At 65.2% G+C, this 26,259-nt stretch carries 24 protein-coding genes and 2 pseudogenes; 10 read left to right on the top strand and 16 right to left on the bottom strand.

Annotated features, from left to right (window positions below; genetic code table 11):
• Positions 1-42: 42 nt before the first annotated feature.
• The 4 genes from ACSQ86_RS33395 (at position 43) to ACSQ86_RS33380 (ending at position 3,633) form a co-directional block, all read left to right on the top strand.
• Positions 43-903 carry an NAD(P)H-binding protein gene (locus ACSQ86_RS33395; protein ID WP_436310568.1) on the top strand — a complete coding sequence of 287 codons (861 nt, stop codon included), beginning with the start codon at positions 43-45 and terminating at the stop codon, positions 901-903.
• Positions 904-969: 66 nt separating this feature from the next.
• On the top strand, positions 970-1,353 hold the full coding sequence (locus tag ACSQ86_RS33390; protein ID WP_436310567.1) for a c-type cytochrome: 384 nt from the start codon (positions 970-972) through the stop codon (positions 1,351-1,353).
• A complete protein-coding gene (locus tag ACSQ86_RS33385; protein WP_436306933.1) occupies positions 1,350-1,907 on the top strand; it encodes a BBE domain-containing protein in 558 nt (185 codons plus the stop codon). Before ACSQ86_RS33390 ends, ACSQ86_RS33385 begins: the two co-directional genes overlap by 4 nt.
• Before the next feature lie 28 nt (positions 1,908-1,935).
• Positions 1,936-3,633 carry a CocE/NonD family hydrolase gene (locus tag ACSQ86_RS33380; RefSeq protein WP_436306934.1) on the top strand — a complete coding sequence of 566 codons (1,698 nt, stop codon included), beginning with the start codon at positions 1,936-1,938 and terminating at the stop codon, positions 3,631-3,633.
• Positions 3,634-3,697: 64 nt separating this feature from the next.
• Here the strand turns inward: ACSQ86_RS33380 and ACSQ86_RS33375 are convergent, their stop codons facing one another.
• The 9 genes from ACSQ86_RS33375 to ACSQ86_RS33335 all read right to left on the bottom strand — a co-directional run bounded on the left by ACSQ86_RS33375 (position 3,698) and on the right by ACSQ86_RS33335 (position 13,244).
• Positions 3,698-3,901 (bottom strand): alpha/beta fold hydrolase, encoded by a 204-nt coding sequence (locus tag ACSQ86_RS33375; protein ID WP_436297627.1) that lies wholly within the window; start codon positions 3,899-3,901, stop codon positions 3,698-3,700.
• A 301-nt stretch (positions 3,902-4,202) separates the two neighbouring features.
• Positions 4,203-5,243, bottom strand: a complete 1,041-nt coding sequence (locus tag ACSQ86_RS33370) for a Rieske 2Fe-2S domain-containing protein (RefSeq protein WP_436310566.1) — start codon at positions 5,241-5,243, stop codon at positions 4,203-4,205.
• A gap of 149 nt (positions 5,244-5,392) precedes the next feature.
• Complete coding sequence (locus ACSQ86_RS33365) at positions 5,393-6,496, bottom strand: Rieske 2Fe-2S domain-containing protein (protein ID WP_436310565.1); 1,104 nt, start codon at positions 6,494-6,496, stop codon at positions 5,393-5,395.
• 97 nt (positions 6,497-6,593) lie between these two features.
• Positions 6,594-7,643, bottom strand: a complete 1,050-nt coding sequence (locus ACSQ86_RS33360) for an AraC family transcriptional regulator ligand-binding domain-containing protein (RefSeq protein WP_436310564.1) — start codon at positions 7,641-7,643, stop codon at positions 6,594-6,596.
• A 14-nt stretch (positions 7,644-7,657) separates the two neighbouring features.
• On the bottom strand, positions 7,658-8,611 hold the full coding sequence (locus ACSQ86_RS33355) for a Bug family tripartite tricarboxylate transporter substrate binding protein (RefSeq protein ID WP_436310563.1): 954 nt from the start codon (positions 8,609-8,611) through the stop codon (positions 7,658-7,660).
• A 23-nt stretch (positions 8,612-8,634) separates the two neighbouring features.
• Entirely contained in the window at positions 8,635-10,104 is a 1,470-nt protein-coding gene (locus ACSQ86_RS33350) for an NAD-dependent succinate-semialdehyde dehydrogenase (RefSeq protein ID WP_436297622.1), read from the bottom strand.
• A gap of 13 nt (positions 10,105-10,117) precedes the next feature.
• Positions 10,118-11,137: a dihydrodipicolinate synthase family protein gene (locus tag ACSQ86_RS33345; protein WP_436310562.1), complete on the bottom strand. Its 1,020-nt coding sequence runs from the start codon at positions 11,135-11,137 to the stop codon at positions 10,118-10,120.
• Positions 11,138-11,154: 17 nt separating this feature from the next.
• Positions 11,155-12,165 carry an ornithine cyclodeaminase family protein gene (locus ACSQ86_RS33340; RefSeq protein WP_436306940.1) on the bottom strand — a complete coding sequence of 337 codons (1,011 nt, stop codon included), beginning with the start codon at positions 12,163-12,165 and terminating at the stop codon, positions 11,155-11,157.
• A 113-nt stretch (positions 12,166-12,278) separates the two neighbouring features.
• The gene (locus tag ACSQ86_RS33335) at positions 12,279-13,244 is read right to left on the bottom strand and encodes a LysR family transcriptional regulator (RefSeq protein WP_436310561.1); all 966 of its coding nucleotides are present in this window, start codon (positions 13,242-13,244) and stop codon (positions 12,279-12,281) included.
• Positions 13,245-13,361: 117 nt separating this feature from the next.
• Here ACSQ86_RS33335 and ACSQ86_RS33330 point away from each other — a divergent pair, with 117 nt between their 5' ends.
• The 5 genes and pseudogenes from ACSQ86_RS33330 to ACSQ86_RS33310 all read left to right on the top strand — a co-directional run bounded on the left by ACSQ86_RS33330 (position 13,362) and on the right by ACSQ86_RS33310 (position 16,811).
• A complete protein-coding gene (locus ACSQ86_RS33330; RefSeq protein ID WP_436297618.1) occupies positions 13,362-13,586 on the top strand; it encodes a hypothetical protein in 225 nt (74 codons plus the stop codon).
• A gap of 550 nt (positions 13,587-14,136) precedes the next feature.
• Positions 14,137-14,523, top strand: a complete 387-nt coding sequence (locus ACSQ86_RS33325; RefSeq protein ID WP_436310560.1) for a molybdopterin-dependent oxidoreductase — start codon at positions 14,137-14,139, stop codon at positions 14,521-14,523.
• Positions 14,524-14,534: 11 nt separating this feature from the next.
• Complete coding sequence (locus tag ACSQ86_RS33320; RefSeq protein ID WP_436310559.1) at positions 14,535-14,744, top strand: hypothetical protein; 210 nt, start codon at positions 14,535-14,537, stop codon at positions 14,742-14,744.
• An 11-nt stretch (positions 14,745-14,755) separates the two neighbouring features.
• Positions 14,756-15,587 (top strand): annotated as a pseudogene (locus tag ACSQ86_RS33315) (ABC transporter ATP-binding protein).
• A gap of 282 nt (positions 15,588-15,869) precedes the next feature.
• Positions 15,870-16,811: a LysR family transcriptional regulator gene (locus ACSQ86_RS33310; RefSeq protein WP_436310558.1), complete on the top strand. Its 942-nt coding sequence runs from the start codon at positions 15,870-15,872 to the stop codon at positions 16,809-16,811.
• 173 nt (positions 16,812-16,984) lie between these two features.
• Here the strand turns inward: ACSQ86_RS33310 and ACSQ86_RS33305 are convergent, their stop codons facing one another.
• The 7 genes and pseudogenes from ACSQ86_RS33305 to ACSQ86_RS33275 form a co-directional block, all read right to left on the bottom strand.
• The gene (locus ACSQ86_RS33305) at positions 16,985-18,073 is read right to left on the bottom strand and encodes a phenylacetaldoxime dehydratase family protein (RefSeq protein WP_436310557.1); all 1,089 of its coding nucleotides are present in this window, start codon (positions 18,071-18,073) and stop codon (positions 16,985-16,987) included.
• 23 nt (positions 18,074-18,096) lie between these two features.
• A complete protein-coding gene (locus tag ACSQ86_RS33300; RefSeq protein ID WP_436306945.1) occupies positions 18,097-18,798 on the bottom strand; it encodes an ABC transporter ATP-binding protein in 702 nt (233 codons plus the stop codon).
• Between the two features lie 30 nt (positions 18,799-18,828).
• Entirely contained in the window at positions 18,829-19,599 is a 771-nt protein-coding gene (locus ACSQ86_RS33295; protein ID WP_436310556.1) for an ABC transporter ATP-binding protein, read from the bottom strand.
• The gene (locus tag ACSQ86_RS33290; RefSeq protein WP_436306947.1) at positions 19,596-20,600 is read right to left on the bottom strand and encodes a branched-chain amino acid ABC transporter permease; all 1,005 of its coding nucleotides are present in this window, start codon (positions 20,598-20,600) and stop codon (positions 19,596-19,598) included. The genes ACSQ86_RS33295 and ACSQ86_RS33290 overlap by 4 nt, the downstream gene beginning before the upstream one ends.
• Positions 20,601-20,622: 22 nt before the next feature.
• Entirely contained in the window at positions 20,623-21,504 is an 882-nt protein-coding gene (locus ACSQ86_RS33285; protein WP_436297611.1) for a branched-chain amino acid ABC transporter permease, read from the bottom strand.
• A gap of 24 nt (positions 21,505-21,528) precedes the next feature.
• Positions 21,529-22,722: an ABC transporter substrate-binding protein gene (locus ACSQ86_RS33280; protein WP_436310555.1), complete on the bottom strand. Its 1,194-nt coding sequence runs from the start codon at positions 22,720-22,722 to the stop codon at positions 21,529-21,531.
• 703 nt (positions 22,723-23,425) lie between these two features.
• A pseudogene (locus ACSQ86_RS33275) lies at positions 23,426-24,290 on the bottom strand (IS5 family transposase).
• A gap of 628 nt (positions 24,291-24,918) precedes the next feature.
• On the opposite strand from ACSQ86_RS33275, the gene ACSQ86_RS33270 reads away from it, so the two are divergent.
• Positions 24,919-26,196 carry a hypothetical protein gene (locus ACSQ86_RS33270; RefSeq protein WP_436310554.1) on the top strand — a complete coding sequence of 426 codons (1,278 nt, stop codon included), beginning with the start codon at positions 24,919-24,921 and terminating at the stop codon, positions 26,194-26,196.
• Positions 26,197-26,259: the final 63 nt, after the last annotated feature.

The raw sequence follows: 26,259 nt of genomic DNA, 5'->3' as shown, positions 1-26,259 counted from the left end.
TGCATCTGGCCATTGATCTGTCAACCCTTGAAAGACCCGTCCATGATCGTCGTCACCGGGGCCAACGGCCAACTCGGCCGCCTTGTCATCGAAGAACTGTTGAAGAGCGTGCCCGCCTCGGGCGTGGTGGCGGCCGTACGGTCACCCGCGAAGGCCCAGGACCTGGCCGCCCGCGGCGTGCAGGTCCGCCAGGCAGACTACGACCGGCCGCAGACGCTGGCGACGGCTTTTCGCGGGGCGGACAAGGTGCTGCTGATCTCCTCCAGCGAGATCGGGCGCCGCGTGCCGCAGCACCGCGCGGTGGTCGATGCCGCGCGCGCCGCCGGCGTCGGGCTGCTGGCCTACACGAGCGTGCTGCGCGCCGACGTCTCTGCTCTGCCGGTGGCCGGCGAGCACCGCGAGACCGAAGTCCTGCTGAAAGCCTGTGGTCTCCCGCACGTCCTGTTGCGCCACGGCTGGTACACCGAGAACTGCCTGATGAGCCTGCCTGCCGTGCTGCAACACGGCGCACTGATCGGCGCCGCCGAAGACGGCCGCATTGCGGCGGCGTCGCGCGACGACTTCGCTGCCGCAGCCGCCGCCGTACTGGTGGCCGACGGTCAGGCCGACGAGGTCTACGAACTTGCGGGCGACAGCAGTTTCACACTCGCTGAACTGGCCGCCGAGATCGGGCGCCAGGTCGGCCGGCCGATCCCGTATCACAACCTGCCCGAAGACGACTATCGCGGGGCCCTGATGGGCGCGGGCTTGCCCGAACCGGTGGCCACCATGGTCGCTCAGTCCGACACGGCGGCGGTAGAGGGTGCGATGTTCGACGACGGTCGGCAACTCAGCCGCCTGATCGGGCGGCCGACAACGCCCATGGCCACCACGCTCGCGGCAGCGCTTGCCGCGGCGCACTGACCCTCACCGCGCTTCTAAGGTAGCCATGTCCATCGCAAAGCTGCTCCCGCCGGCTTGGCCGGCACCATGACCCTGGCTCATGCGGACGCCAACAGCGTGGCAAATGAAGAGCTCGCGTTTCATCGCAACTGCGCTGCATGCCACTCGCTCGAGAAAGGGCAGAACCGGATCGGCCCGTCCCTGACTTCCATCCACGGGCGGAAGTCGGCCATGGCCGAAGGCTACAGCTACTCCGCAACCTTGCGGCAGCTCAACCTGGCGTGGTCGAATGCCACGCTGGAGCCCTTCCTGAGCGACGCGCAGCGGTTCGCGCCAGGCAGCAAGATGTGGGTCGAGTTGGACGACGAGAAGACGCGCAAGCACATCATCGAGTTTCTTCAGTTGCAATCCCCGGCCCGACTGCTAGTCGCGCCGCTTGTCGCGAACCTCAACGAAATAGGGACCTCATGAAGCCAGGCATCTCTCACTGCGCCGCGGGCTTGGTGCTGGGCGCGCTCGCCGCCTTCGCGGCGCTGGGCGGGCGGATCTCGAACGCCTTCGCGGCGGTCAAGGCCGCGGATGCCAAGGCGCTCGAGGCGCTGCTCGGCTGCCCGGTGATCACGCCCGAAGGCGCCAACAAGTACCGCATCGCCCGAGACATCGCCAACACGCCGTCGCCCAAGGCCATGGTGCTGTGGGAGCCTCAGCATGACGCCCCTGCGCGACCGCAGCCCCACCGACACAGCGTTCTTCCACCGCGAGAGTCGGTACAACGGATTCATCCTGACGCGCTGGTCCGACCCCAAGGACGGCCGCAAGAACATCGAATGGGTGCGCAGGCTGTGGGGGGGCACCTGAAGCCCTTCGCCACCGGGCAGATCTTCATGAACTTCACGAGCGAAACTGATCCCGAGTGGGCCGGCATCAGCTACGGGGACAACCTCGCCAGGCTGGCCAAGATCAAGCACCGCTACGACCCGGACAACGGGTCCAACTCGACCGTCAACATTCGGCCGCAGGCTTGAACGGCGATCTACTACCAATCAGACGACCATGCTGGACACCAATGACCTCCCGCCCCTGCGCTATCGGCCGGCGGCCGGGACGGCGCGCACCGGCTACCCTGGCCTGCGACCCGCATCCAAGGTACTCAAACGCGGGCACGTGCACCGCGAAGGCGTCTTGCCGCTGCAGTGCGACGTGCTGTTCGAGCAAGACGCGGAAGTGCAGCTGCGCGACGGAACGCGCATCTACGTGGACGTGTTCCGCCCCGTCGAAGCACACGACTGCCCGGTGCTGATCGGCTGGAGCCCCTACGGCAAGCAGTTCGGCCCGCTGAACCTGGACACGTTCCAGCACCCTGCAAGGATGGACGTGCCGCGGCAACTCGAGGACGGCCTCAACATGTTCGAGGCACCGAACCCGTCGTACTGGGTTTCGCACGGCTATGCCGTCATTTCGCCCGACCCTCGCGGCATCTTCTCGTCCGAAGGCGACATCCACCTGTGGGGGGAGCGCGAGGCGCGCGACGAGTACGACCTCATCGAGTGGGCGGGCACCCGTGCCTGGTCGAACGGCAAGGTGGGCCTGGCGGGCAACTCCTATCTGGCGATGACCCAATGGTTCGTCGCAGCGCAGCGCCCACCACACCTGGCCGCCATTGCGCCGTGGGAGGGCGCCTCCGACCTGTACCGCGACTCGTCCTGCCGGGGCGGCATTCCGGAAACAGTCTTCTCACCGGCGATTCTGGGCACGCTGCCCGGCGAGCGCAGGATCGAGGACGCGCAGGTTATGCAGGCGGAGCACCCGCTATACGACTCGTACTGGCGGGACAAGGCCGCGGCGCTGTCGCGCATCGAGGTGCCAGCGTACGTCACCGCGTCGTGGACCAATCTGGTCCATACCGCGGGCACGCTGCGCGGTTGGTCACAGCTCGGCAGCACCCGGAAGTGGCTGCGGGTGCATAACACGCACGAGTGGAACGATCTTTACAACCCCGCCAACGTCGAAGACCTGCGCCGCTTCTTCGACCACGTCCTCAAAGGGCTGGACAACGGCTGGCAGGCCACCCCGCCGGTGCGGCTGACGGTGCTCGACCCCGGGCATGCCGATGTGGTGTACCGCGCGGAGGACACGTTCCCGCTGGCTCGCCAGGAACTGCTTCCGTTCTATCTCACTGCCGAGGGCAGCCTGGAGCGCGCAACGCCGAAACAGGAGGCAGCGCTGTCGTACGACAGCGCCGACGCCACAGGCATCAAATTCCGCGTCACCTTCGATCGCCTAACCGAGATCACCGGCCACGTGAAGGCCAAACTGTGGGTAGAGGCGCCGGACCATGACGACATGGACCTGTTCGTGACGGTGCGAAAGCTGGACGCCCATGGACAGGTGCAATCGGCGCACGTAGTCACCGGCGCCAGCCACGAAGGACCGAACGGCCGATTGCGGGTGTCGATGCGCCGGCTCGATCCCGAACGATCGCGGCCGGAACTGCCGGTACACGCCTTCGACACGGTGCAGAAGCTCTCGCCGGGGGAGACCGTGCCGGTCGAAATCGATGTATGGCCCATGTCGATGCGCTGGCATGCGGGCGAGACGCTCGAGCTGACGGTCAACGGCGTGGACACGCTGGTGCGACCCGAGTTGCCGCAGCTGCCGGCGCTGCCGACCTTGAACAAGGGCGCGCACGTGCTGCACGTCGGCGGGCGATACGACGCCCACCTGCTGCTGCCGTTCGTCTCGCCCGCCTGACATCAACCGGCCACCGGCGTCACTGCAGTTCCCGCAGGAACTCCAGCACCAGCGTGTTGAAGGCCTACAGATTGTCTCGATGAACGCCGTGGCCGCACCCCGGGACGGTGTGCGTGCGAGGCATCAGTTCTGTCAGAGCCGCGAACGTGGCCCGGTGCACGGGCATGGTTCGCTCTCCCCGAAGCAGCAGCGTCGGCACGCGCAGCGCGGCGAGCGCATCCGCATCGACGATCGGATAGGGGTTCGAGGAGAGCGCCAGCGCGTGCATCGCCTCGGCTTGCACAACCGGCGGGCGAGACCCGACGGCGTCGTCGCCTCGCTCGGCCCCTGCCGTTGATGCCCGTCGTCAGGAGTTCCACGGCACGCCCGGGACGGCCGGCCCGGAAGTCCTCGCCGGACGGTGCAAACACCTCGCGTTCGAACTGCAGTCGGGCTTCCCGGCCCCCGCGCACCCGATCAGCTGAAGGCAAGACCGGCGGCTCGGTCAAGGCCAGCGCTCGCACCTTCTCGGGGTGCGCGATCGCCGCCCACAGTGCCGTGTACGGGCGAGCCCGGCCCTGGGGGCGCTCTCAATGGCCGGCGGCAGCCTCCCGTTCAGCTCTGATCAATCCCTCGATCGTTCGGCGCATGCGCACGGGTCCGGCATCGATGGCCAGCAACGCGGGCTTCATGGCCCATAGATCCTGGTCGCCGACGACCCGCTGCTGGGCGTCGACGATGGGTTTGTCCTGCTCGGCGAATGCGATGCGGCGCAGGCGCGCCAGCTCCTCGTCGGTGGCTGCATCGAACGCCGTGCCGGGCGGCCTCGCGGAGGCAAAGTGATAGTGCGTAGTCGATGAGGTTTCGGGCGTCACCAGGTGGATGCCGTAGTACCAACCACGAACCTCACGCTCGCCGCCCCGCGCCTTCACGCCGGCGTCGAGCAGATAGCAGCCCGGCGCCGTCCAGCGCATGTTCTGCCAAGCGTCCACAGGCTTGCCGTCCTGGCGAAACAGCATGTTGAAGACCGCTGGCACGTCCACGTTGGGCATGTCGCGGTCCACGTGCAGCGCACCGTTTTCCTCGCGGACGACGGGGAGGGTCTGCAACATCTGGGCGCTGCCGAGCAGGCCCTTGTGCAGGTATGCCACATGGCTGAGGTCGAGCAGATTCTCGCCCATCAATATGTAGTTGGCGGCGATGTTGATCGCGCCCTTGGTGGTGTGGAAGCCCGAGCCGGCGTCCAGCATGCTGTAGTCGGGAATGAGTGCGGCATCGGCCTCGCGATCGCCCATCCAGATCCACACGATGCCGTGCCGCTCCACCACCGGGTAGCTTCGCACATTGGCGGCGGCCGGTATCCTGCCGTCGCCGTGCGGATTCTTGATGCAGCGGCCCGTGCAGTCGAACTGCAGGCCGTGATAGCAGCATTCGATCGTGTCACCCTTCAGATGCCCAAGGTGCAAAGGGATGAATCGATGCGGGCAGCGGTTGAACAGAGCCACCGGATCGCCATCGGCCTTGCGATAGAAGACCACGTCCTCTTCGAGCAGCTTGCGACGGAACAGCTCCCCCGCTTGGACGTCTTCGCTCCAGCAGGCCACATACCAGGCATTGCGCAGAAATCCCATGCTTCTCTCCTGTTCCGGTATTCGATTCAACGGGGCGCGATGAAGACGTGCCCCTGCTCGATCCACACCAGGGTAGGCGTCGATCGGTACGCCGCGGGCGCACAAGTGGGTTGGCCGTTCCGCACATCGAACCTTGATGCAGCGGACATTCACGGACGCGGCTGCCCGCCGGGCCGCAGCACGGCCGTCTCGCGCGCGATCTGCTGCGACAGCATGCGGCGCACGCGAATGCCCGCAGCATCCTGCAGCCCGGATTGCTCTTGCGCCGTGGTTGCGCGTGCCGCGGCCGGCTCGATGGCCTCCAGTGCGTCGATGTCCTCCTGCCGAATACCGCGGTCGATCTGCGCAAACTGCTGCGAGAACGCCTCATCATCGAGCCGGTAGTCACGCGAGAACGCGGAGAAGTAGTGCGTCGAGGAGCGGGTCTCCGGGGTGACGCCATGAAAGACTCGCAGCGCTCCGCCGCGCTGGCCGTCAGGATGCATGATGGCCAGCGACCCGGCCTTCTCGTCGTGCAACCGGTGAACCGTGCCGGTCACAATCAGTGCCGGCCCATGGTAGTCGGACGGCGAGTCGAGATCCATCGTGCCCTGCCCAGGGCCAAACTGCAGCGTGGCGTAGTCGTCATACGGCACGCCGCACAGCGGCCGGGCGGCGAAAAGGTGGTCGCCCTCCACGCGCAGTGACAACGGCGCGTCGAAGCCCGGGGGGTCCTCGCCTTCGGGGAAGTTGAACACCGAGGCATGCACGTAGGCTACGTGAGTCAAGTCGAACAGGTTGTCCAGAAGCAGCGTGTAGCGCGCCTTGATGTGCGTGGTGATGCCATGCCAGAACAGCCAGCCGGGCCCGGCGCAAGCCGGACGAGGAAGCAGCGCCGGATCGGCCAGCGTGGGATCGCCCATCCAGACCCATACCCAGCCCATATGCTCGGCCACCGGGTACTGGCGCACCCGCATCGACGTGGGCACTTTGTCCTGTGTGGGGATGTGCACGCAGCGGCCGTCACCGCCGAAGACGAAGCCGTGGTAGCCGCAGGCGACGTCGTCGCCCATCAGCTTGCCATTGACGAGGGGAAATAGCCGATGTGGGCAGCGGCCGGCCAGTGCCACCGGCTCGCCATTGGCCTTGCGGTAGAACACCAGCTCTTCCTCGAGCAGGGTGCGCGCCAGCAAGGTGCGGCCCACCTCGCCGCTTTGCGCCGCCACCCACCACTGGTTGCGCGGAAAGAGTTGGCCATCTTCGAGCGGATACATCGGGATTTCCTGACAGAAGCGATGCAGCACATTATGAAAATCCGGACCGGCGGCGTCATCGCACTTTCGGCACGGTGCGCGCCAAGCAGCTCAGCGTTTACCCGCTCTCGCCGTCGTGCCCCGGGGCAACGCCGAAGCACTGGCGATAGGCACGATGGAAACTGGCCGGATGGCGATAGCCGGCAAGGGCCCCCGCCTCGGCCGCGCTGACCCCCGTGCGAGCCAGGTGGCGCCGCGCCATGTCGAGCCTGATTTCCAGCAGCAGCGCGCGGAACGACACGCCGCGGGCCGCCAGCCGTTGCCGCAGCGTGCGCGACGCGATGCCGATGCGCCGCGCCACCTCTTCCAGCGACGGGAAGCCGTCGTCGCATTGCGCCATCAACAGTTGCCGAACCCGCCCCTCGATCTCGACCGGATGCTGCTGTCGCTGCCAGGCGCCGAGGGCGCGCAGGGGCGCGGCCGACACGACCGAGCACGGGTCACGCGGCTGTTCCAACCATGCGGCCGGCTGCCGCACCTCATGCCAAGCATGGCCGAATTGCACGCGACACCCGAGCCGCCGGCGGTATTCGGAAGCGTCGGGCGGGGTCCGGAAACCGTAGCGCACTTCAAAGCGATCCGGCTCGACGCCTGGCACCAGTTCGCGCGTGACCGCGGCGCTCATCGCCGTCATCGCCTGGGCCAGCGGCACCGGATGACATACCGCAGAGGGTTGTGGGAGATAGCGGCAGACCACCATGTCGCGTTCGCGGAACACCTCCAGACGCACATGCCGCCACGCGGAGCCGTAGAAGCGCTGCGCGAGATTCAGCGCCTCCCCAGACCTCCCGGCGCCCAGCAGGGCTTGGCCGAAGATGCCGAAGTCGCGCAGGCTCAGTCGCAAGCCCAGCTGCAGGCCGGGCACCGGCAGGGCATGCGACGCATGCAGCCAGCTGAGCAAGGCATAGAAGGCGTCGAAGCTCAGGCGTTCCGACGCGGTAGCGACGTCGTCGCGCGTGAGGCGAACACGGCACAGCGCTTCCTCGGCCAGCCCCACACCTTGGCGTCGCAGCAGGTACAGCAGGTTTTCGAAGTAGGTACGCAGGATCTCCCGCTCGGGCGCCTCCCCGTCGCTCGGAGGGTCGTGCCTGCACGAATTCGGCAACATACCGAGGAACCCCGCTACTCGAATCGCAGCCGGGCCCGTTCCGCTATCTGCCGGTGCAGCCGCACATCCTCACGGATCTGGCGCAGCATGCGCTGGGCATCACCGCCCTCAGGCGTCAACCCCATGTCCTGCAGCCGCTGGCGCAGTGCCGGTGCTGCCAGTGCTTCGTTCAGCGCGGTGTTCAGGCGCGTCACGGTGGCAGCCGGCGTGCCCGCCGGCGCCAGCAGACCGACCCAGCTCACGACCGCGAAGTCCTTGAGCCCCGCCTCCACCGCCGTGGGCACGCCCGGCATGCGAGGATCGCGGTGCACGCCTGTGACGGCCAGCATGCGCACCTTGCCTGCCTCGGCATATGCCTTCGCGGTGGCATCGAAAGCCATGTCCAGCGTACCGCCGGCCACGTCGTTGAGTGCGCCAGCGGTGGACCGATAAGGAACGTGAACGATGAACGTGCCCGTCAGCGACTTGAAGTACTCGCCGAGGAAGTGCGTGCCGCTGCCCGGGCCCGAGCTGCCATAGCTCAGCTTGCCGGGATGGCTGCGCGCATAGGCCACCAGCTCGGGCAGCGACTTCACGGGCAGCGCATTGGCCACCACCAGCGACAGGCCATAGCTGGCCAGCATGCCCACCGGCAAGAGGCTCTTGTCGGCCTCGTACTTCACGGCCGGATCGACGATCGGCAGGATGGTGTAGCTGGTGTTGGTAAACAGCAGAGTCTGCCCGTCCGGCGCAGCCTTCATCACCACGTCAGTGCCGATGCGCGAACCACCGCCAGGCCTGTTCTCAACGATCACGGTCTGCCCGAGCGCCGGGCCCAGCCGTTCGGCCAGCCCGCGCGCCGCCAGGTCTGTCACGCCACCAGCCGGGAACGGAACGACCAGCCGAAGCGTGGCCGGAACCGTCTGCGCGGCGCACGACAGCGAGACCACCGCTGTGGCCAGTCCCATGAGGAATCGATGTTGTCTCATGCCCCAGGTTCTCACGCGCGACCTCATACTGCGTCCAGCCCGTCCCAGCAGAGGTACTTCACCTCCACGTACTCGTCGATCCCCAGGTGCGAGCCCTCGCGGCCCAGGCCGCTTTGCTTGATGCCGCCGAAGGGCGCCACCTCATTAGAGATCAGCCCGCAGTTGATGCCGACCATGCCCGCCTCGATGCGCGCGGCATTGCGCCAGATGCGTGCCGCATCGCGGCTGTACAGGTAGGCGGCCAGGCCGAACTCGGTGTCGTTGGCCATCGCGATGGCCTCCTCTTCGGTCTCGAAGCGGAAAAGCGGCATCACCGGGCCGAAGGTCTCCTCGTGCGCGATGCGCATCGCGCTCGTCACGTCGGCCAGCACGGTCGGCTCGAAGAAATTGCCCCCCAGTGCGTGGCGGCGCCCGCCATGCAGCAACCGCGCGCCCTTGGCAAGCGCATCAGCCACGTGCTCCTCGACCTTCTCGACGCCGGCGGCGTCGATCAGCGGGCCGAGGTTCACGTCTGGTTCCAGGCCGTTGCCGACCCGCAGCTTCGCCACGCGCTCGACGATGCGTTCGGCCAGCGCGTCGTAGACGCCGGACTGCACCAACACGCGGTTGGCGCCGATGCACGACTCGCCGGTGTTGCGGAACTTGGCCGACATCACGCCGTCGGCAGCGGCATCGAGGTCGGCGTCGTCGAAGACGATGAAGGGCGCATTGCCACCCAGTTCCATCGAGCACTTCTTGATGGTCTGCGCGGCCTGCGTCAGCAATACGCGGCCGACTTCGGTGGAGCCGGTGAACGTGATCTTGCGCACTGCGGGGTTGGAAGTGAGCTCGCCGCCGATGGCACGCGTGTCGTTGCCGGTGAGTACGCTGAACACGCCCGCTGGCACGCCGGCGCGGTGGGCCAACTCGGCCAGCGCGAGCGCCGTCATCGGCGTCTGGCTGGCGGGCTTGACCACCATCGTGCAGCCGGCGGCCAGCGCCGGGCCGGCCTTGCGCGTGATCATCGCGGCAGGGAAATTCCACGGCGTGATCGCGGCGCATACGCCGACGGGCTCGCGCAGCGCGACGATGCGTTGCGTCTCCTTGACGCCCGGAATCATGTCGCCGCGCACGCGTGTGGCCTCTTCCGAGAACCAGCGCACGAATCCGGCGGCGTAGTCGATCTCCCCGCGCGCCTCGGCCAACGGCTTGCCCTCCTCGAGCGTGATCAGCGTGGCCAGGTCTTCCTTGTGCTGAACGATCAGCTCGTACCAGCGACGCAGCACCTCGCCGCGCGCCTTGGCGGTGGTGCGCCGCCAGGGGCCGAAGGCGGCCTGCGCGGCATCGATGGCGCGACGCGTCTCGTCCTCCCGGCAGCGCGGAAGCTCGACCAGGCGCGAGCCGTCGGCCGGGTTGTGCAGCGCATAGCGGCCATGCGGCGTCGCGGCCACCCATTCGCCGCTGATGAAGGCGGCTTCGCGCCAGAGCGTGGCGTCTTTGAGCAGGTGTTTCATCGTGGACTCTCGCTCAGCACGGGTAACGGCCGACGATGAAGGCCGAATCGGGGTCGGGCGTGACTTCGCAGCCCGAGGCCACCAGCCCCTGGCGCAGCGACTTCATCCAGCGGTCGGGGATGCGCAGCGACGGCGCGCGCAGCGGCCCGCCGTTGAAGCCGGCCAGCCAGTCCTGATACTTCCACTGCGTGCGGTTGAGCGCGCCAATGGCGGGCGCCGAGGCCGCCGACGCGGCTGTGTTGGCCTGGCGGGCGGGGTTGACCTTCCAGTAGAGCTTCATCGCCTCTTCGAAACGGCCGGTACGGGCCAGTTCGAAGGCGCGCGGATAGTAGTCCCCCATCCACTGCGTGTTGCTGGTGCCGGAGAACTGCAGCTTCATCAGGCTCATCAGCGGGATCGCGTCGGCCTCGATCGGACAGCTGATCACCACCTCGTCGCGGAAGTGGTGGTACATCTCGCAGATACCGGCAGGCAATGGGAAGCCCTGCTCGGACTTGATCGCAACGACGTTGGGGCAGTCCTTCAGCACTCGGCGCATCAACTCCAGCGACATGCCGGCCGGGTGCACGCGCTCGAAGCCCCAGGTCGGGATCGGGAACAGCATCACGCCCAAGTCGGTCGCGTCGCAGAAGGCCTTGGTGTAGTCGTAGATCTCCTGCTCGCTGGTGGGCCAGAAGTTCGACGGGTACGACAGCAGCACCAGGTCTGCACCGGCCTTCTCGGCCAGCTTGACGGCCTCGATGTTGTCGGCCAGCGTGCCGAATGCGGCGTGGAAGAACAGGCCAAGCTTGCTGCCCGCGGTGTCGCGGGCCCAGTCGGTGAACTGGGCGTTCTCCTCGGCGGTGATCGCCACCTCGGAACACAGCAGTGTGTAGGTGAAGCCCAGCTTCACGACGCGCTCGATGTCGTGGCGGATCCCGAGCTCGTTCAAGCGCTTGAGGTCGGCGCTGTAGCTGGGGATGGTGACTGCCGAGCAGCCGACGAGGTGCTGGCGCGCCCATGCGCGGACGTCGGTCTTCTTGTAGTTGGGCATTCGATTCTCCTTGAACTTCACTTGGCAATGGGCACGATGCTGGCGGGCATGTCTACACCGCGGCCGAACTGGCGCGCACGGGCAAACAGAATCTCGGCCACGACGATGTCCTGCAGCGCCGAGCCGACCGACTTGTAGAGCACGATGTCGGCGGCGCTGCGCCGTGGCGCAATGCGGCCGGCCACCAGATCGGAAAGCGGCACCAGCTTGCCAGACAGATCGACGCCCGCATTTGTGGCAGCAATGCCGTCACCCGTGTCGTGCATCACTTCCTCGGGCATGTCGGCGACGATGCAGGCGGCGCGCGCCATCGTCTCTTCGTCGACCTCGCGCTGCTCGGGCAGAGTCGAGCCAAGCGAAACTACGGTGGTGCCGGCAGGCAGCCAGGCGCCGCGAAGCACCGGCGATTCGTCGCGGCTGCGCGCCGCGCACAGCACGACATCGGCCGCGCGGACCGCGGCCTCGGGGGAGTCGACGGCCGTGATGTCCAGCGCGGGGCGGAAGCCCTGCGCGAAGCGTTCGCGGCTGGTCGGCGTTGGGCTGAAGACTCGCACCGACTTCAGTGTGCGCACGGCCGCTAGGCATTCGAGCGCACCGCGCGCCTCAAAACCCGAGCCAACGACGCCCACGGTCAGCGGCCGCTGCGGTGCCAGCCGGTCGACAGCCAACGCTGCGGTGGCTGCGGTGCGCAGGCCGGTGACGCGGTTGCCGTCGATCAGCGCCGTGAGCGCCATGGTCTGCTGGTCGAACAGCGAGATGAGGTAGCTGGCGCGGCGCGCGCGCGGTGAGGCCGCGATGAGCTTGCAGCCCATGGTCGCGCCGCTGGGAGAGATGGCCGTCAGGCTGCGCAGCCAGAAGCCTTCGCCGCGCGCCATCGAGCGCGGCGGCACCATGGCAGCCGAGACCGGCAGGCCGTAGGCGCGGGCCAGGGCGTTGACGGTCGAAGGCCAGTCGGCGAGCGCAGCGACGTCGGCGTCACCGAGGAACAGGGTGGGCGCGGGCGGCGCCAGGGTAGCGGTGTCGGACACAGGACGGCGGCAGTGTTGGGATGGATCGGAACATTAACGACTTAGCCGCGGTCCGGGCACTGCTGCCAGCGCAAGGCAGACTTGCGAAAAACGGATGGAGCGTAGCGCCCTCGTCAGCGGGCGGTGATCTTGTCCGCGAGCGCGCAGACTAGCCGATGCACCTCTCGTGAGGCGCGCGTGTGAGGCCGGCGCGGCGATTCGGCGAGCACGACGAAGCGCTCGAGCTGGGGCTGCACGATGCACGCGGAAGCGAGCCGCGCGTCGCCCGCACCGTCAGGGACCGCCGCAATCGCATAGCCACCTCCCGCCGCCGCGACCTCGTACTGCAGGTGCACCGAGTCGGCCTCGATCACGACGTGCAGGCGCAGTCCGTGTTCAGCCGCCAATCGATCCAGGCGCGTGCGCAATAGGTGCGGTCGGGCAGGCAGGATTAGCGGCAACTCGGAGATCCTGATCAGTGGCACCTCCCCTCCCGCCAGCACCGCGTCACCGAGACGGCCGATCAAGTGCAATGGCACCCGCGCAAGGATGCGCTCGTCGCCAACGCTTGTTGCGTCCTCACGCAGCACCACTGCCATGTCGAGCCGGCCTTCGCGCAACTGTTCCTCGAGCTGCGCGCTTGCCCCTTCGACCAGGTGCAGCCGCACACCGGGCATGCACTCACGCACCGTCGACGCCAGCGGCCCCGCGTAGCGCGGCACCGCTGATGGCAGCAGCCCGATCAGCACGTCGCCCATCGGCTGACCCCGCGCAGCCCGGATGTCTTCGACTAGCGTGTCGGCGTCCGCCGCCAACCGAACCACGCGCGGCAATAACTGTGCGCCGAACTCGGTGAGCACAACGCCGCGGCCCGTGCGCACGAATAGCCGCTCACCGCATTGCCGCTCCAGGTGCGCGATCGCTCGGCTGATCGCCGACTGCGGCATTGCCAACGCGGCGGCCGCCTTGTTCAGACTGCCGGCCTCGACGACGCGCAGAAACACCCGCCAGCGAGAGTCGATCACTGCCCAGGCGGGTGCCGCGTCACCGTCTTGGGTGTGCGGAAGCGGCGCGGCCAGATCGGGCCTGTCGGCGCTCACCGCAGCACCTCCGCATCGCCACGCAGCACGTCGCGTACCGGGCCTCCAGCATGCTGCATGAACACGCCGACGCAGTGCGTTCGACCCAGGTGAGGATGGACCAGGGAATCGGTCGTGGTGAACCTGATCGTGCCAGTCAACTCAGTGGCCCTCACGTCGATGGACCGCCGCGCGCTCGCGACAACGATCTCGATCGAAGCCCGGCATCAGCCGGTTGCCGGCCCCCTCAGTGAGCTCGTGGTGCAAGCGGTAGAACAATGGTGCGCCGATGGCCTGCTCCAGTGCCTGGATGCGCAGGGCCGTGGGATCAGAGACACCCAGCATGCGTGCCGCCGCCGGTGATCGCCACCACATATCGAAGGTCGCTCCAGTCATTGCTTGTCCATTTCCGCATGGCCGGTTGACAGGCTTGTGCACACTCGGAACCCGGACGCACCGAACACTCCGTCGTATCCTTCCGCGGTTCTGAACCTGGGGTCGCTCTCCAAGCCAGCATCTGGGTGGCCCGGCTCCTAGCCTTCGCCTCCGGCCTGACGGGCGTAATCAAACTCACCAAACCAATTGCCGAACTTGCGGCGATGTTGCCCTGGACCGGCGAGGTCTGCGCCCCCATTGTGCACACGATGGGTCAGTCAGTGGCCCGGTGATCGATTCCATGCCCATCTCGGCCATGCGCCGCATGTATCCGCGCCGTCCCTCGATGCTGCGATCGTGCGTGGGGTCGTGTCCGGCAGGAATTCCGATCACCCCCTCGGCGCCCCTTCTTCAGCGCTGACGCGCGCAGACGCGCGCCGGGCAGGAACCGAGCGCCCATCATGTCGCGCAGCGCAACCTCGAAACGCTCGCCGAGTGCGCCGGCGGAATAGGCGCTGCGAACCCATGGTCCAGCGTGATGCGCGCGTTCTGCGCGGTGATGAGCAAGTGCTTTTCGGGCGGCAGCTTCATCGTGTGCATCACCCGCTCCACTGAAGAGGGCCAGGTCAGATGCGCCGCGGGGCACCCGTTGCACCCTACGGTGCCGGTGCGCCGTGTGGCGAACGTTGTCTGGCGCGGTGTGCGTTTGTCCGAAGTGCTGAAGCAGGCGTGCGTATCGCCTGCCGCGCGTTTCGTCTGGTCCTACGGCGCAGATGGAGGCGACTACCACGGCATCGATATTCCCGCCTATATCAAAGACATGCCAGTTTCGGAGCTGCATGGCGGCGAGGCGATGCTCTGCGGACGCCATCATCGCCAAGGCCTCAGCCAGTGCGCCGATGCTTTCCGGCAGCAGCTCCCATGATTCTGACTGGAATGCGCATCTCGATCGGCATCGCCTGGCTGGTGATCGTGGCGGCGGAAATGGTGGTGGGCCAGAGCCGCATCGGCTTCTTCGTCTGGAACGAATGGAACAACTTGCAGATCTCCAGCATCATCGTCGCCATCGTCATGATTGGCATTGTCGGTCTGGTGCTCGACCAGGCGCTCGGCGCATTGATGAAGCAGTTGAGCTTCCGTGAATGAGAGGTCAGACGATGTTGCGGCCAACTTTCTCAACTGTCTCGACCACCACGCCCGGGTTTCTGCGCGTTTGCAATGTGCGGCAGACCTTCAGCACGCCCAAAGGCGAATTTTCCGCGCAGCGAGATCAACCTCGAGATCCGCAGAGGCGAGTTCGTTGCCCTGATCGGCCATTCCGGTTGCGGCAAATCCACGCTGCTCAATCTGCTCGCCGGCCTGGCATCCCCGACCGCTGGAACCGTCTCGTGCGATGGGGAGGTCATCCGTGGGCCGGGACCTCGGCGGGCGATGGTATTCCAGAACCATTCTCTCTTGCCGTGGCTCAGCTGCTTCGACAACGTGCGCATGGCCGTGTGCAGCGTGTTTCGTGCCGAGTCCGCTTCCGCGGTCGATCACCGCACCGAAGCGGCGCTTGCGATGGTCGGCCTGGCTCATGCCGCGCACAAGAAGCCTAGCGAAATCTCCGGCGGCATGAAGCAGCGCGTCGGCATCGCCAGAGCGCTGTCCATGGAACCGCAGGTCCTGCTGATGGACGAGCCATTCGGCGCGCTCGACGCGCTCACGCGCGCCAAGTTGCAGGACGAACTGCTCGGCATCGTCGAGAAAACCGAAAGCACCGTCGTCATGGTCACGCATGACGTGGACGAGGCGGTACTCCTTGCGGACCGCATCGTCATGATGACCAACGGTCCCGCGGCACGCATCGGGGAGATCCTCGACGTCCCGATCGAACGCCCGCGCGACCGCGTCATCCTGGCAACCGACCCCACCTATGCGGAGTGCAGGCGCGCACTCATGGACTTCCTGTACCGACGCCAGGCGCACGTCGAGCAGCCCACCGGCTGAGTTCTTCCGGCCCCGTTCTCCAGCCCGAACCTTCAACTTCGGGTGGAGAACCCTCTTCGCCGGAAAACGGCCGCTTGCCCCGCAGGCGCCAGCCCATGCGTCAAACGCCACGGCCTAGCGACGGCCATGGCACACCGCCGCCGGCGACGGAACGCAAATTGCTTTCCCGCTCCCATCGTTGTCGTTCAAGCGCAGTGTTCTTCTGTATTGCGCATCACCATACAAACTGATATCTAAGCCACGAGGAGCAACATTGCACACGACCACGCACAAGAAGGCCGCATGACGACCAAGAAGGTACCTCTCACCAATCTCAATTGGGACGATGTGCGCCTGTTCCTGCATATCAACCGCACCGGCAGCCTGTCCCAGGCGGCTAGACAGCTCCACATCGATCACTCCACGGTCAGCCGCCGGCTGTCACAGTTGGAGCTGTGTTTGGGCGGTCCCCTGTTCGAACGTCGCCGCGCCGGACTCAAGCCCACCGAGCTGGCTCATGTCCTCGCGCTCCAGGCCGAGAACATGGAGCGCGCGATCCTGTCGCTGCAGGAGGAACTCGGCGGAACCGACAGAGAGCCGTCGGGCAGCGTGCGCATCGCGATGATGGAGGGGATCGGTACCACCTTCGTGGCTCGCCACCTCGCCTCACTGCTGCGCAAGTACGTCAAGCTGCGGGTGGAACTCGTAACTTCCCCATCCATTGTCAATGTCAGCCGCAGAGAAGCCGACGTCTTCGTCAGCTTTTTCAAACCGATCGGACAAGGATTGGCATGCGAGACAGCGGGCTCGTTCGCGCTGTACCTGTATGCCTCGCGGAGTTATCTCGAGAACCACGGAACACCCGCGAGTCTGGCCGACCTTCCGAAACATCAGTTCGTGGGATATCTGGACGACCTGATCCAGCTCGACGCCGTACGCTGGCTCGATGAGCTGATCACAAGACCGAACATGAGCTTCCAATCCAACAGCATGCTGGCGCAGATGGCCGCCGCAGCCTCTGGACTGGGCCTGGTGTTGCTTCCCAAATTCTCCGTCGTGAAAGAGGACACGCTGGTGCCGGTGCTCGCCGATACGGCAAGGGTGATGCGAACGCTCTGGGTGAGCGTGCACCATGACCTCCAATACTCGTCCCGGATCCGAGCCGTCACTGAATACCTGCAGCGGCTCTTCGAGTCGAAGCAAGAATGGCTCAACGGCCCCCCAGACGTGGAGCCGCGCGGCTAGCCGACGCGCCCGCACCGTGGCCTCGTCTGCGGGCATGCAGAATGCAGCACCGGCAACGGGATCCTCAGGACCGCGCCCGGTTCGTTGCCCGCGGACTTTCCCTCACGTGCATGGACTTTGCCAGTGCGGGCCCCTCGCGTGGCGGAAGCCCCGGCGCCGCGAAACAGGCTTTCTCAGCCCACACGCTCGCCGTCGAACCATCGCAGCAGACCGGTTTTCGGGCCGCAATGGATGTACTCGAAGAGCTGATCGCCGGCCGGAAGCACATAGACCTCATGCCAGGTACGCAGCTGATTGTCAGTGCCGTAGCGCTTGTAGCGAGATATCGCGGCTTTGAAGATTGCCGCATGCGTCGCGTGGTTCTCCGCCCAAGCCTCCATGTGGCGTAGCGAAAGAAAATGCCCGAGCGCATGCTCCTCGGGCAGTGGGCGCCCCTGCGCGTCGAACTTGCGTTGCATGCGCAACGAGGCGCAGCCGGTAGGCAACGGTGATTCGCGCAAGTAGGCCATGCCGTTCTCCAGCGGCTGCCTGAGATTCTTCTCGTAGTCGGCCAGTTGCTCCTCGTCCATGCGTCCCCACGTATTGGCTGAGCGGATCACGGCCAGATTGTGAGGCGGGGTGATACGCCAGCGTTCGCCGTATCCAGCACGCCCGGTCGGCTCAACAAGCCCGGAGTCTTCCGGCCCATCCAGGGGATCACGCGCGGCCAGCGGAATGCGGTCGCGCATCGCACCGTAGTAGCCACAGTAAGGGGTCGGATAGATCGCCACCTCGTCGCTCGACATCAGCCCTGCCGGATAGTCCCGCCAGTAGATGCTCTCCTGGCGTTCACGCGGCACGCGCAGTATCTCGCGCCACACGCCCGTCTTGTCGTGCAGACGTTCATTCGAGGCCCACCACGACTGCAGCACGTCGTCGGAGCGCCAGCGTTCGAACCGACGCTCGTCAACCCAGTAGGCCGCGATCACGTGATTGCGCAATCCCTGCGCGTCGGTGAATCGAGCGTGATCGAAAGTCGTCGGACCGGCAGCATGCGACAGCGCACTCTGTGCCCATCGAAAGAAGGCGCTTTGCTCGAGCGCTGCATCGTCCAGGCCTTGCACCGCCAGGAAGCCCACGCGCATCTGCATGCAGTCGGGCGGCAACTGGAAGGACCAGCGCTGCACTTGGGGGACGAATCCCTCGCGCTTGCGCAAGGGAATTCGGCGATCTGAGGGACCGTAGGCTTCTGCCGGCGCTTTCTCGGTGATCCTTGCTGTCATATGGTTTTCTTCAATAGTGTGAATCAGTGCCCTACGCCAAGCAGCCTCTTTTGCAATGCAGCATCGCTCGAGAATGCGGAGGTTGTTCCGCTGTAGCGCACGTGTCCTTTCTCAAGCACAACGACCCGGTCAGACACTGCCAGGCAGAATGCGAGGCTCTGCTCGGCCAGCACCAGGGTCAGCCCAGACCGCTTGAGTTCCCGGATCTGGTCGCGCAGCCGCTGCACGACGATCGGGGCGATTCCTTCCGACGGCTCGTCGAGCAGCAGGAGGCGGGGGGATGTCATTAGCGAACGTGCAATGGTCAGCATCTGCTGCTGTCCACCCGACAGCAGCCCACCCTTGCGAGTCGCGAACTCCTGAAGCTCGGGAAAGAGCGCATATACGCGTGACAGCGTCCATTCTCCGCGCGCGTCCGCAACTCGCAGATTCTCCTCGACGGTCAGATCAGCAAAGATGCGTCGGTCCTCTGGGACGAGGCTGATGCCCAGCCTGGCAACCTCGAAGCCCGATGCTCGGCCAAGGTCGCGACCGCGGAAGCGCACGCTGCCACCGAGGCGGCGTGTCAGGCCGAGCACGCTGCGCATCGTGGTCGTCTTGCCCATCCCGTTACGGCCGAGCAGGCAGACGCATTCACCGTCATAGACATTGAATGCAATGTCAAAGAGAATTTGGCTAGAGCCATAGCCGGCCTTCAGCGCAAGAACTTCGAGGATTGGTTCCATGGTCGGATAAGTTCGGAGAAGGCCTGTTGGTCACTGCGGTGCCGACGCCTCGAGCGCATCGCTCTGGCCGAGATAGACAGCCTGCACCCTCGAATCGGTACGGATCTGCGCCGCTGGCCCACTGGCGATCAAGCGCCCCTTGTCCAGTACCACGATCACGTCGGCAATCTCGAACACCACATCGATGTCATGCTCAGTGAACAGGAGCGTGATGCCGCGCTGGCGAACCTCGTCGACGATGGCTGCGACGGCTGTTCGTGTCTCCACCGGCGACATTCCTGCCAAAGGCTCGTCCAGCAACAGCACCTTGGGCGTCTGGGCGACGGCCATGGCCAGCTCGAGCTGCTTCTGATCGCCGTGCGACATGGTCTTGGCCTGCAGATCCAACGCGTCGCCGAGCTCGAAGCGCGACGCGAGCGCCTGGACGTCCGACTCGAAGAAGGCAGTTGCCGCGCGCCAGAACGACCAGACGTGACGTCCCTGGCACAACAGCGCGGTCCGAAGGTTCTCCCGCACGCTCATTTCACCGAACACACTGGTGCGCTGGAAAGTCCTGCCGAACCCGCTGCGTACCCGCGCCTCCGGTGGCAGCGTGGTGATATCGCGGCCCCGCAGTCGGATTGCCCCGCTGCTGGGCACAAGCTTGCCCGTGATGAGGTTGAACAAGGTCGACTTCCCAGCACCGTTCGGGCCAATGACCGCCGTGATCTTGCCTTCGGGGATGGCAAAACCCACCTCGCTCAGTGCCTTGAATCCGCTGAAGGTCTTGCTCAGGCCCTCGATCTCGATCAGCACGCTCATTGAGGCCTCCGGAGATCGGCTTCAAGATCGGTCACGGATTGGCCGGCTTTGCGTGCACCCTTGCGCTTGGTTAGCTCGAACAATCGCTGCAGACCGCCCGCAAGACCGCCGGGCGCGAAGAGGATCAGCGCACCAAGCATCACACCGGTCACTGCGGACCAGTACTCGGTGACGGCGGTAGCCTCCTGATTGATGAACAGCAGCGCGGCGGCTCCGAGCACAGGTCCGAGCAACTGATTCATGCCGCCCAGAACGACCATGTTCAGCGCCTCGGCACCCTTTGTCCAGAACAGATAGTCGGGAAACAGTCCCCGGGTATGGAAAGCGAACAGCGCGCCAGCGAGTCCCGCCAGCGCACCGGCGATCACGAAGGCCACCAGCTGCACCCTCGGCACCGAGGTACCCAGGAACTGCACCCGCTCCGGGTTGAGCTTCGCCGCATTGAGCAGGGTGCCAAATGGAGAGCGCGCCAGGCGATACAACAAGTACAGGACGGCGCACAGCAGCACGAGGCAGATCCAGTAGAACCAGCGCTGATTGGTCCACCCCAGCAGGTTCTCGAACTGCGGCATCGGCAAGCCATTGATCCCCTGATCACCGCCAGTGAGGTCGTTCCATCGGAAGGCCACCGCCCACACCAGCTGACTGAATGCGAGTGTCAACATCGCAAAATAGACCTTCGATCGCCGCACGCACAGCATGCCGAACAGCAACGCGAAGAGTGCCGCCAAGCCCATGCCGATCAATGTGGCCGGAACGAGCCCGATGCCCCAGCGCATGGCGGCGAGCCCCGCGCCATAGGCGCCGAGGCCGAAGTAGGCGGCATGGCCGAACGACACCATGCCGCCAAAGCCGACCAGGAGATTCAGACTGACGGCGAACAATGCCCAGATCGCCACCTCGGCACCAAAGTTCAACCAGAGGCGGGAGCCGAAGATGCCGATGCCGAGCGCCAAAGGAAACAGGATCAGCGCGAGCGTGGCTTCAGTATGACTCTTCATGATGCACCTATCTGCGGGAGCACTAGCCAATCCGCCGACCGAGCAGGCCCTGCGGGCGCAAGGTGAGGGTGATCACCATGAGGGCTGCGACAACGAACAGAGCAAGCTGAGGGAAGAAGTACACGGTGAATGAGTAGACGACGCCGTAGACGAGCGAACCCACAAGCGTGCCGGCCAGTGAGCCAAGCCCGCCGATCACCACGATGATGAACAGTACGATGATGATCTCGGAGTCCATGCCTGGAACCACCGACACCAGCGGCGCCATCAGCGCACCCGACAAGCCGGCGAGGAAGGCCCCCAGCGCGAAGACGCCGGTCTGAATCCAGCGCACGTTCTTGCCGAGCATCAGCAGCATTTCTCGATCCTGCGACGCAGCGCGGATCAGCTCCCCGATGCGGGTGCGGTGCAGCAGGAACCACAGACCGAGCACAATGGCGAATCCCACGCCAATGAGCAGCAGGTTGTAGTGGGAAAGCGTCGCACCAGCGAGTTCGAAGGATCCGGACAGCATCGCCGGTCGCATCACGGATTGCTGGTTGACTCCCCACACCATCCGGACGCAGTCGGCCAGCACCAGGACCAGCGAATAGGTGAAGAGCAGCTGAAACAGCTCCTCCTTGCCGTACAGACGTGAGATGAGCCAGCGTTCCAGAGCTGCACCGATCACCCCCACCGCGACTGATGCGATGAACAGCGCGGCCACGAAGCCGACGCCCGACGCGCCAAGCAGCCGCGCCAGCGAGGCGAGCAGGAAAGCGCCCAGCATGAACAGACTGCCATGAGCGAAGTTGAGAATCCCCATCACACCGAAGATGAGCGACAGGCCTGAGGCCGTGACGAACAGCGTCATGGCCGTCGTCAGTCCACTGACCAGCTGCGCCGGAACAAAAGAGAGGTCCATGGCCGCGCTCCCGAATCCGACTGACTAGTCCATCAGGCCGCCGACGGCGATGCTGCGGATGTTGGTGAGAACCGGGGTCTCCGAGCCGGCGACCTTGGCCGCTTGGCCCCATAGATGCGCCCGATCGGCCTGCTGATCCTTGGCGCGCATCGTGATCGGCCCTTGCGGCGAAGCGATGGTCAATCCCTTCATCGCCGCTGAAACCTTCACGGCATCGACCGAGTTGGCCTTCTTGATCGCCTCGACCAAGAACTGCATGGAGATATAGCCCTGGATGACCCATGAAGAAGGAACGGCCTGCTTGGTGACTTCGCGCACGCGCGAGAGGTATGCCTTGTGCGCCGGCGATGACTCCCAGTTGTCGGCGTCGTAGGTGTTACCCCAGATCCCCAGCGGATATTCGTCGCGCAGCGCTTTCAACATCTCCACGGAGCCCGCCTCACCGACGGCTACCAGACGCGGCCCCAGCTGCTTGAAGTAGCCAAGCGCGCTGGCCTGCTTGGCGAAAGCGTCGAAGTTGCCGCAACAAATTACCGAGAACACTGCCTCCGGCTTCGCCGCAAGCTGTGCGGTGACGAAGGCCGTGTAGTCGGACTCATTGAGCTTGGGCCATTGTTGGTCCACGATTTGCACATCGGGCACCAGCTTGCGCAGATGCGTGGCAAAGGCCGTCACCGCGTCACGGCCATAGGCAAAGTCCGGCGCGATTGTCGCGATTCGCTTGACCTTCATCGAGGCGACGATCTCCGCCGCCACCCGGCCCTCGGTGGTCGTGTTTCCGGAAGTGCGGAAGATGTAGGGATGCAGCTGATCTGGCGCGGTCAGGCGGTCGGTCTTGGGCCCCGGAACGATCGTGACGATCTCGTTCTCTTTTGCGACCTGCGAGATCGCCGTTCCCTCGGCCGAAGTGAAGGTGCCGACGAGAAAATCCACCTTGTCGCGCAGGATCAGCTCCCGGGCCACCCGCACGGCTTCTTCCGGGCGGGACTTCGTGTCGCGCGGCACCAGTTCAATCTTGCGGCCAAGCACGCCGCCACTGGCGTTCACCTGATCTGCATACAGGCGCGCGCCATCCAGAATCGGGGCGCCGAACTGGGCGCCCGCCCCGGAAAGGATCATTGGGACGCCGATCTTGATGGGTTGGGCCGAGACTTGCGCTGTAGCAGCGAACAGCACGCCTGCTACCAAGAACAGAAACCTCACAGATTTCGCGAGCATGTCTTCTCCAGCGTCTTCGCCGAATGCCACAATGGAGAGGCCCATCCTCTCCGCATCAGCAATCGAGCGCGGCGTCGCAGTATGTTGGCCCGCACAGGCTGCACGCAATGTGAATCTGCGCAATGACACTTGCAGCAAACGGCCAAGCGATACAGCGCCAGCTCAGAGCGCGAGTGCGCCTACTTGGACCTTGCGCTTCGGTCCGGGCCCGATCTGATGACGCCCGACGACTTCATCGAGGTCAATCAGGACCTCGATACACTCACGGGCGAGTCCCGCCACCCGCTTTCACCTCCGGTTGTTTCGCGCCCGGCAAGACGTCAGATCGATCATTCGCAAGCACTCCCCAAGGGCAGCGAGGCGGACTACCTACTCGGACCTGAGGGTGACCGGCAGATCGAAGGTGCGGCGGAGTCCTTGTCAATTGCTCGTCTCGCGCCCCGGGGATTGATAGGCGCGCCCTCCCCGCAGCACTTGCGGCGCTCTGGAGGCAAGTTCCTCAGCGCGGGTAGTGAACGTGACGTTCAAGAATTCGACGTCAGCCGAGCTGAGGTCGACCGACCACCTGCATGTTCGTCGCAGGCAGCATCATGCCAGCCACCGCAGAGATCGCCGACACTCCGGCCATGATCGCGGTCGAATGCCAGCTACCTGTCGTGCCTGGAAGATAGGTCCCGATGATGGGCGCCGTAGCACTAAGAAGTTATCCGTAAATAATATTCACCGCCAGCGGCACCTTTCGGTAGGCAATGATTGCGGCGGCAAGATGATTCAGTGCGAGGAAGCTGCGTTCGAGCTTCTCGTAGCGCACCAACAGCTTGCGGAAGCGGTTGAACCAACTGTGGCATACCTCGACCACCCAACGGCGAGCCTTCTTCCACGGCTGGCGCCGTTTGGCCTCAGTCTCTTGCCTACGGTCCACGACATGAGGGATATAGCCGTGCGACTCAATGATGTGAAGGGCCTCCGCGCTTCGGTAGCCGGCATCTGCGCACAGGTGTTTGCTGCGTCGAATTGGCGTCCGCTCGCGCTCGACCACGATGGCGCTGAGGACCTCATCGATTCGCTTGCCGTCATTCACGTTGGCCCCGGTCACGATGAACGACAACGGGACGCCACGGCCGTCCACCAGCAGGTGGCGCTTGCTCCCCTTTTTTCCCCCGGTCCGTCGGGTTCGGTCCGACAGATTCTTGCGCCAAGGGAGCCTTGAACATCGCCCCGTCAACGCTCTGCCATCGCCAGGCGATGCCTTGCATCTGGTCATACTCCGCCAGCCCTGCCTTCCACAGTGCCTCGAAGAAGCCTGCCCTCTCCCACTCGAGAAAGCGCTTGTGGATGGCGCTGGCGCTGCCGAAGCGTTCCTTGGGCAATGCTTTCCACTGGCACCCCGTGCGCAGCACGTACACGATGGCCTCGAACACCTGCCGCGCAGGCTTCGGCGGTCGTCCTGCGCCAGGACTTCGAACGTACGCCTTCTTCGGCAATGCGGCGCGCGCCGGAATCAGCGGTTCGACCCGCTGCCAGAACTCATCCGTCACCACCCAGGACTCGACTCGCTTTGCCGTCATCGTCTCGCTCCGACACCGCGCTCAATGCGGCTCGGAGGCGTAGTTTACTATTTACGGATAAGCTCTAAGGCGCACGACGGATCGCCGCATCGCCGGATGACTTCAGACAGGGAGCCCTGCACCATGGAACGTCCGGCCTGCTCAAGCTCTTCGATGGTGCGCAGCATCTGAAGCCCCCTCCCTGCAACGGCGGCGACTGGTAAGCGCAAGGCGACGCCCTGTGGCCCTGACACCAGTGCCGATCGCTGGCTCGTTGCATTTGGAGGCAAGTTCAGCGAGGTTGCGCGAAACGGCAGTCGTTGGAGGCGCGCCGGCAAGCCAGGTGCTCTTAAGCAGCACGTTGTTGGCGACAGGTCCGCAAAGGCCGTTCCCTCCACCACGCAGGACGGCCTGCAATCTTCGAAATGGGACCGCTGTAGCCGCGGCGCTGCGGTGAGGGTGCCGCCGCGGTTCTTGTCGGGCAGGCTGAGGGAAGTTCGTCAAACTTGGATGTTGCCCGGTTAAAGGGGCGGAGCCTGCCTATCGGCCTATACCGCCGCTGTATAGCTCTGCCATGAATCGCCATTGGCGCTATTGGGCGTCGGCTCCTAGACTCGCAGCGACAGCACATCCCCACTTCCCTGCGCGCATGACCACCATCTTCAACCCGCCTTCCTGCCGGCGTGTCGGCAGCGACGACCAGCACTACTTCTTCGGGTACTACAACAAGTCCAACTGGGACCGCGAGAACCGACTGGTGCTCGCGCTTCAAGTGCCCTGGGCCGACCGCGAGCTCACGCACGACCTGGTGGCCGGCGTTGGCTACTTCGACACGCAAGACGGGGACCGTTTCGTGCGCGTCACCGAAACAGGCGCTTGGAACTGGCAGATGGGCGCGCAGCTCCAGTGGCTCGACAACGCTCCGGGGCAAAAGATCATCTACAACGTGCGCACCGCCGCGACAGGGACTCGCTACCCCGGTTTCGGCAGCGAAATCTGCGACATCCTGACCGGTGAAAAACGAAGCCTACCCATGCCTGTGTACGTCACGGCGCCCAACAGCAAGTGGGCCCTGTGCGTCAACTATCGGCGCCTTTGGGTCACGCACCAGACCATCGGCTATAGCGCCGATCAAGACGCCCCTCCGGACGGCGATCTGGCGAAGCATCCGGCCGACGACGGTATCTACCGCATGGACTTGGCCACCGGCACCGCCGAACTCGTCGTGAGCTATCAGGCCCTTCGCGACTTTCACGCACGCCAGTCAATGGAAAATGCACTGCACTGGGTAAGCCACGTCGAGATCAATCCTGCGTCAAGCCGCATCCTGTTTCTGCATCGCTGGACCGAACGCGTGGCCGATGAAACCTGCTTCCTGCACCGGCTCATCACCATGAACCCGGACGGCTCCGACCTGCGGCTGCTCGAATGTTCGGACCATCCGCTGCCCCAACTGGCCGACGACTTCGACCCGAGCGCCGTCGGCACCTTCGACTATGAAAAATCGGAATACCAGATCTCGCATCCGCTTTGGCAAGACGACACGCACATTGTCGTGTGGGGTCCGCATCTGGGCGAAATTCACTACCACCTATATACCGACGCGCCCGACGGCCACGTGCAGGTGATCGGCAAGGACGTGCTGACCGAGAATGGCCACATGAGCTTCTCGCCGGTGAGCACGCGATGGCTGCTGAGCGACACATACCCGGACGCCCGCACCCACCAGCGCGATCTATTTGTCTACGATATGCAGACCGGCCAGCGGGTCGATATCGGGCGCTTCTACACCAGCCCCGATCTGAGCAAGGAGAATCGCTGCGATCTGCATCCGCGCTGGAGCCGGGACGGCCGTCAGGTGTGCATCGACTCGATACACGATGGCGAACGCCGGATCTACATCCTCGACCCCGGACTGCCCCGCTGAATCAAGCGCGAGACGGTTCACGCCGTCCCGCTGAGACAAGACCTCCGGCGCGCGACGGCGAGC

Source organism: Variovorax sp. LjRoot130 (assembly GCF_964253755.1).
GTDB lineage: Bacteria > Pseudomonadota > Gammaproteobacteria > Burkholderiales > Burkholderiaceae_C > Variovorax.
The sequence above is the reverse complement of the archived record's forward strand: the minus strand, read 5'-3'. Positions and strand labels throughout refer to the sequence as shown.

Bases quoted from the DNA above. Each gene is read 5' to 3' on its own strand.
- ACSQ86_RS33395 (WP_436310568.1), top strand. From the start codon at position 43: ATGATCGTCGTCACCGGGGCCAACGGCCAACTCGGCCGCCTTGTCATC.
- ACSQ86_RS33390 (WP_436310567.1), top strand. From the start codon at position 970: ATGACCCTGGCTCATGCGGACGCCAACAGCGTGGCAAATGAAGAGCTC.
- ACSQ86_RS33385 (WP_436306933.1), top strand. From the start codon at position 1,350: ATGAAGCCAGGCATCTCTCACTGCGCCGCGGGCTTGGTGCTGGGCGCG.
- ACSQ86_RS33380 (WP_436306934.1), top strand. From the start codon at position 1,936: ATGCTGGACACCAATGACCTCCCGCCCCTGCGCTATCGGCCGGCGGCC.
- ACSQ86_RS33375 (WP_436297627.1), bottom strand. From the start codon at position 3,901: ATGCACGCGCTGGCGCTCTCCTCGAACCCCTATCCGATCGTCGATGCG.
- ACSQ86_RS33370 (WP_436310566.1), bottom strand. From the start codon at position 5,243: ATGGGATTTCTGCGCAATGCCTGGTATGTGGCCTGCTGGAGCGAAGAC.
- ACSQ86_RS33365 (WP_436310565.1), bottom strand. From the start codon at position 6,496: ATGTATCCGCTCGAAGATGGCCAACTCTTTCCGCGCAACCAGTGGTGG.
- ACSQ86_RS33360 (WP_436310564.1), bottom strand. From the start codon at position 7,643: ATGTTGCCGAATTCGTGCAGGCACGACCCTCCGAGCGACGGGGAGGCG.
- ACSQ86_RS33355 (WP_436310563.1), bottom strand. From the start codon at position 8,611: ATGAGACAACATCGATTCCTCATGGGACTGGCCACAGCGGTGGTCTCG.
- ACSQ86_RS33350 (WP_436297622.1), bottom strand. From the start codon at position 10,104: ATGAAACACCTGCTCAAAGACGCCACGCTCTGGCGCGAAGCCGCCTTC.
- ACSQ86_RS33345 (WP_436310562.1), bottom strand. From the start codon at position 11,137: ATGCCCAACTACAAGAAGACCGACGTCCGCGCATGGGCGCGCCAGCAC.
- ACSQ86_RS33325 (WP_436310560.1), top strand. From the start codon at position 14,137: ATGCGCGCGTTCTGCGCGGTGATGAGCAAGTGCTTTTCGGGCGGCAGC.
- ACSQ86_RS33320 (WP_436310559.1), top strand. From the start codon at position 14,535: ATGCGCATCTCGATCGGCATCGCCTGGCTGGTGATCGTGGCGGCGGAA.
- ACSQ86_RS33310 (WP_436310558.1), top strand. From the start codon at position 15,870: ATGACGACCAAGAAGGTACCTCTCACCAATCTCAATTGGGACGATGTG.
- ACSQ86_RS33305 (WP_436310557.1), bottom strand. From the start codon at position 18,073: ATGACAGCAAGGATCACCGAGAAAGCGCCGGCAGAAGCCTACGGTCCC.
- ACSQ86_RS33300 (WP_436306945.1), bottom strand. From the start codon at position 18,798: ATGGAACCAATCCTCGAAGTTCTTGCGCTGAAGGCCGGCTATGGCTCT.
- ACSQ86_RS33295 (WP_436310556.1), bottom strand. From the start codon at position 19,599: ATGAGCGTGCTGATCGAGATCGAGGGCCTGAGCAAGACCTTCAGCGGA.
- ACSQ86_RS33290 (WP_436306947.1), bottom strand. From the start codon at position 20,600: ATGAAGAGTCATACTGAAGCCACGCTCGCGCTGATCCTGTTTCCTTTG.
- ACSQ86_RS33285 (WP_436297611.1), bottom strand. From the start codon at position 21,504: ATGGACCTCTCTTTTGTTCCGGCGCAGCTGGTCAGTGGACTGACGACG.
- ACSQ86_RS33280 (WP_436310555.1), bottom strand. From the start codon at position 22,722: ATGCTCGCGAAATCTGTGAGGTTTCTGTTCTTGGTAGCAGGCGTGCTG.
- ACSQ86_RS33270 (WP_436310554.1), top strand. From the start codon at position 24,919: ATGACCACCATCTTCAACCCGCCTTCCTGCCGGCGTGTCGGCAGCGAC.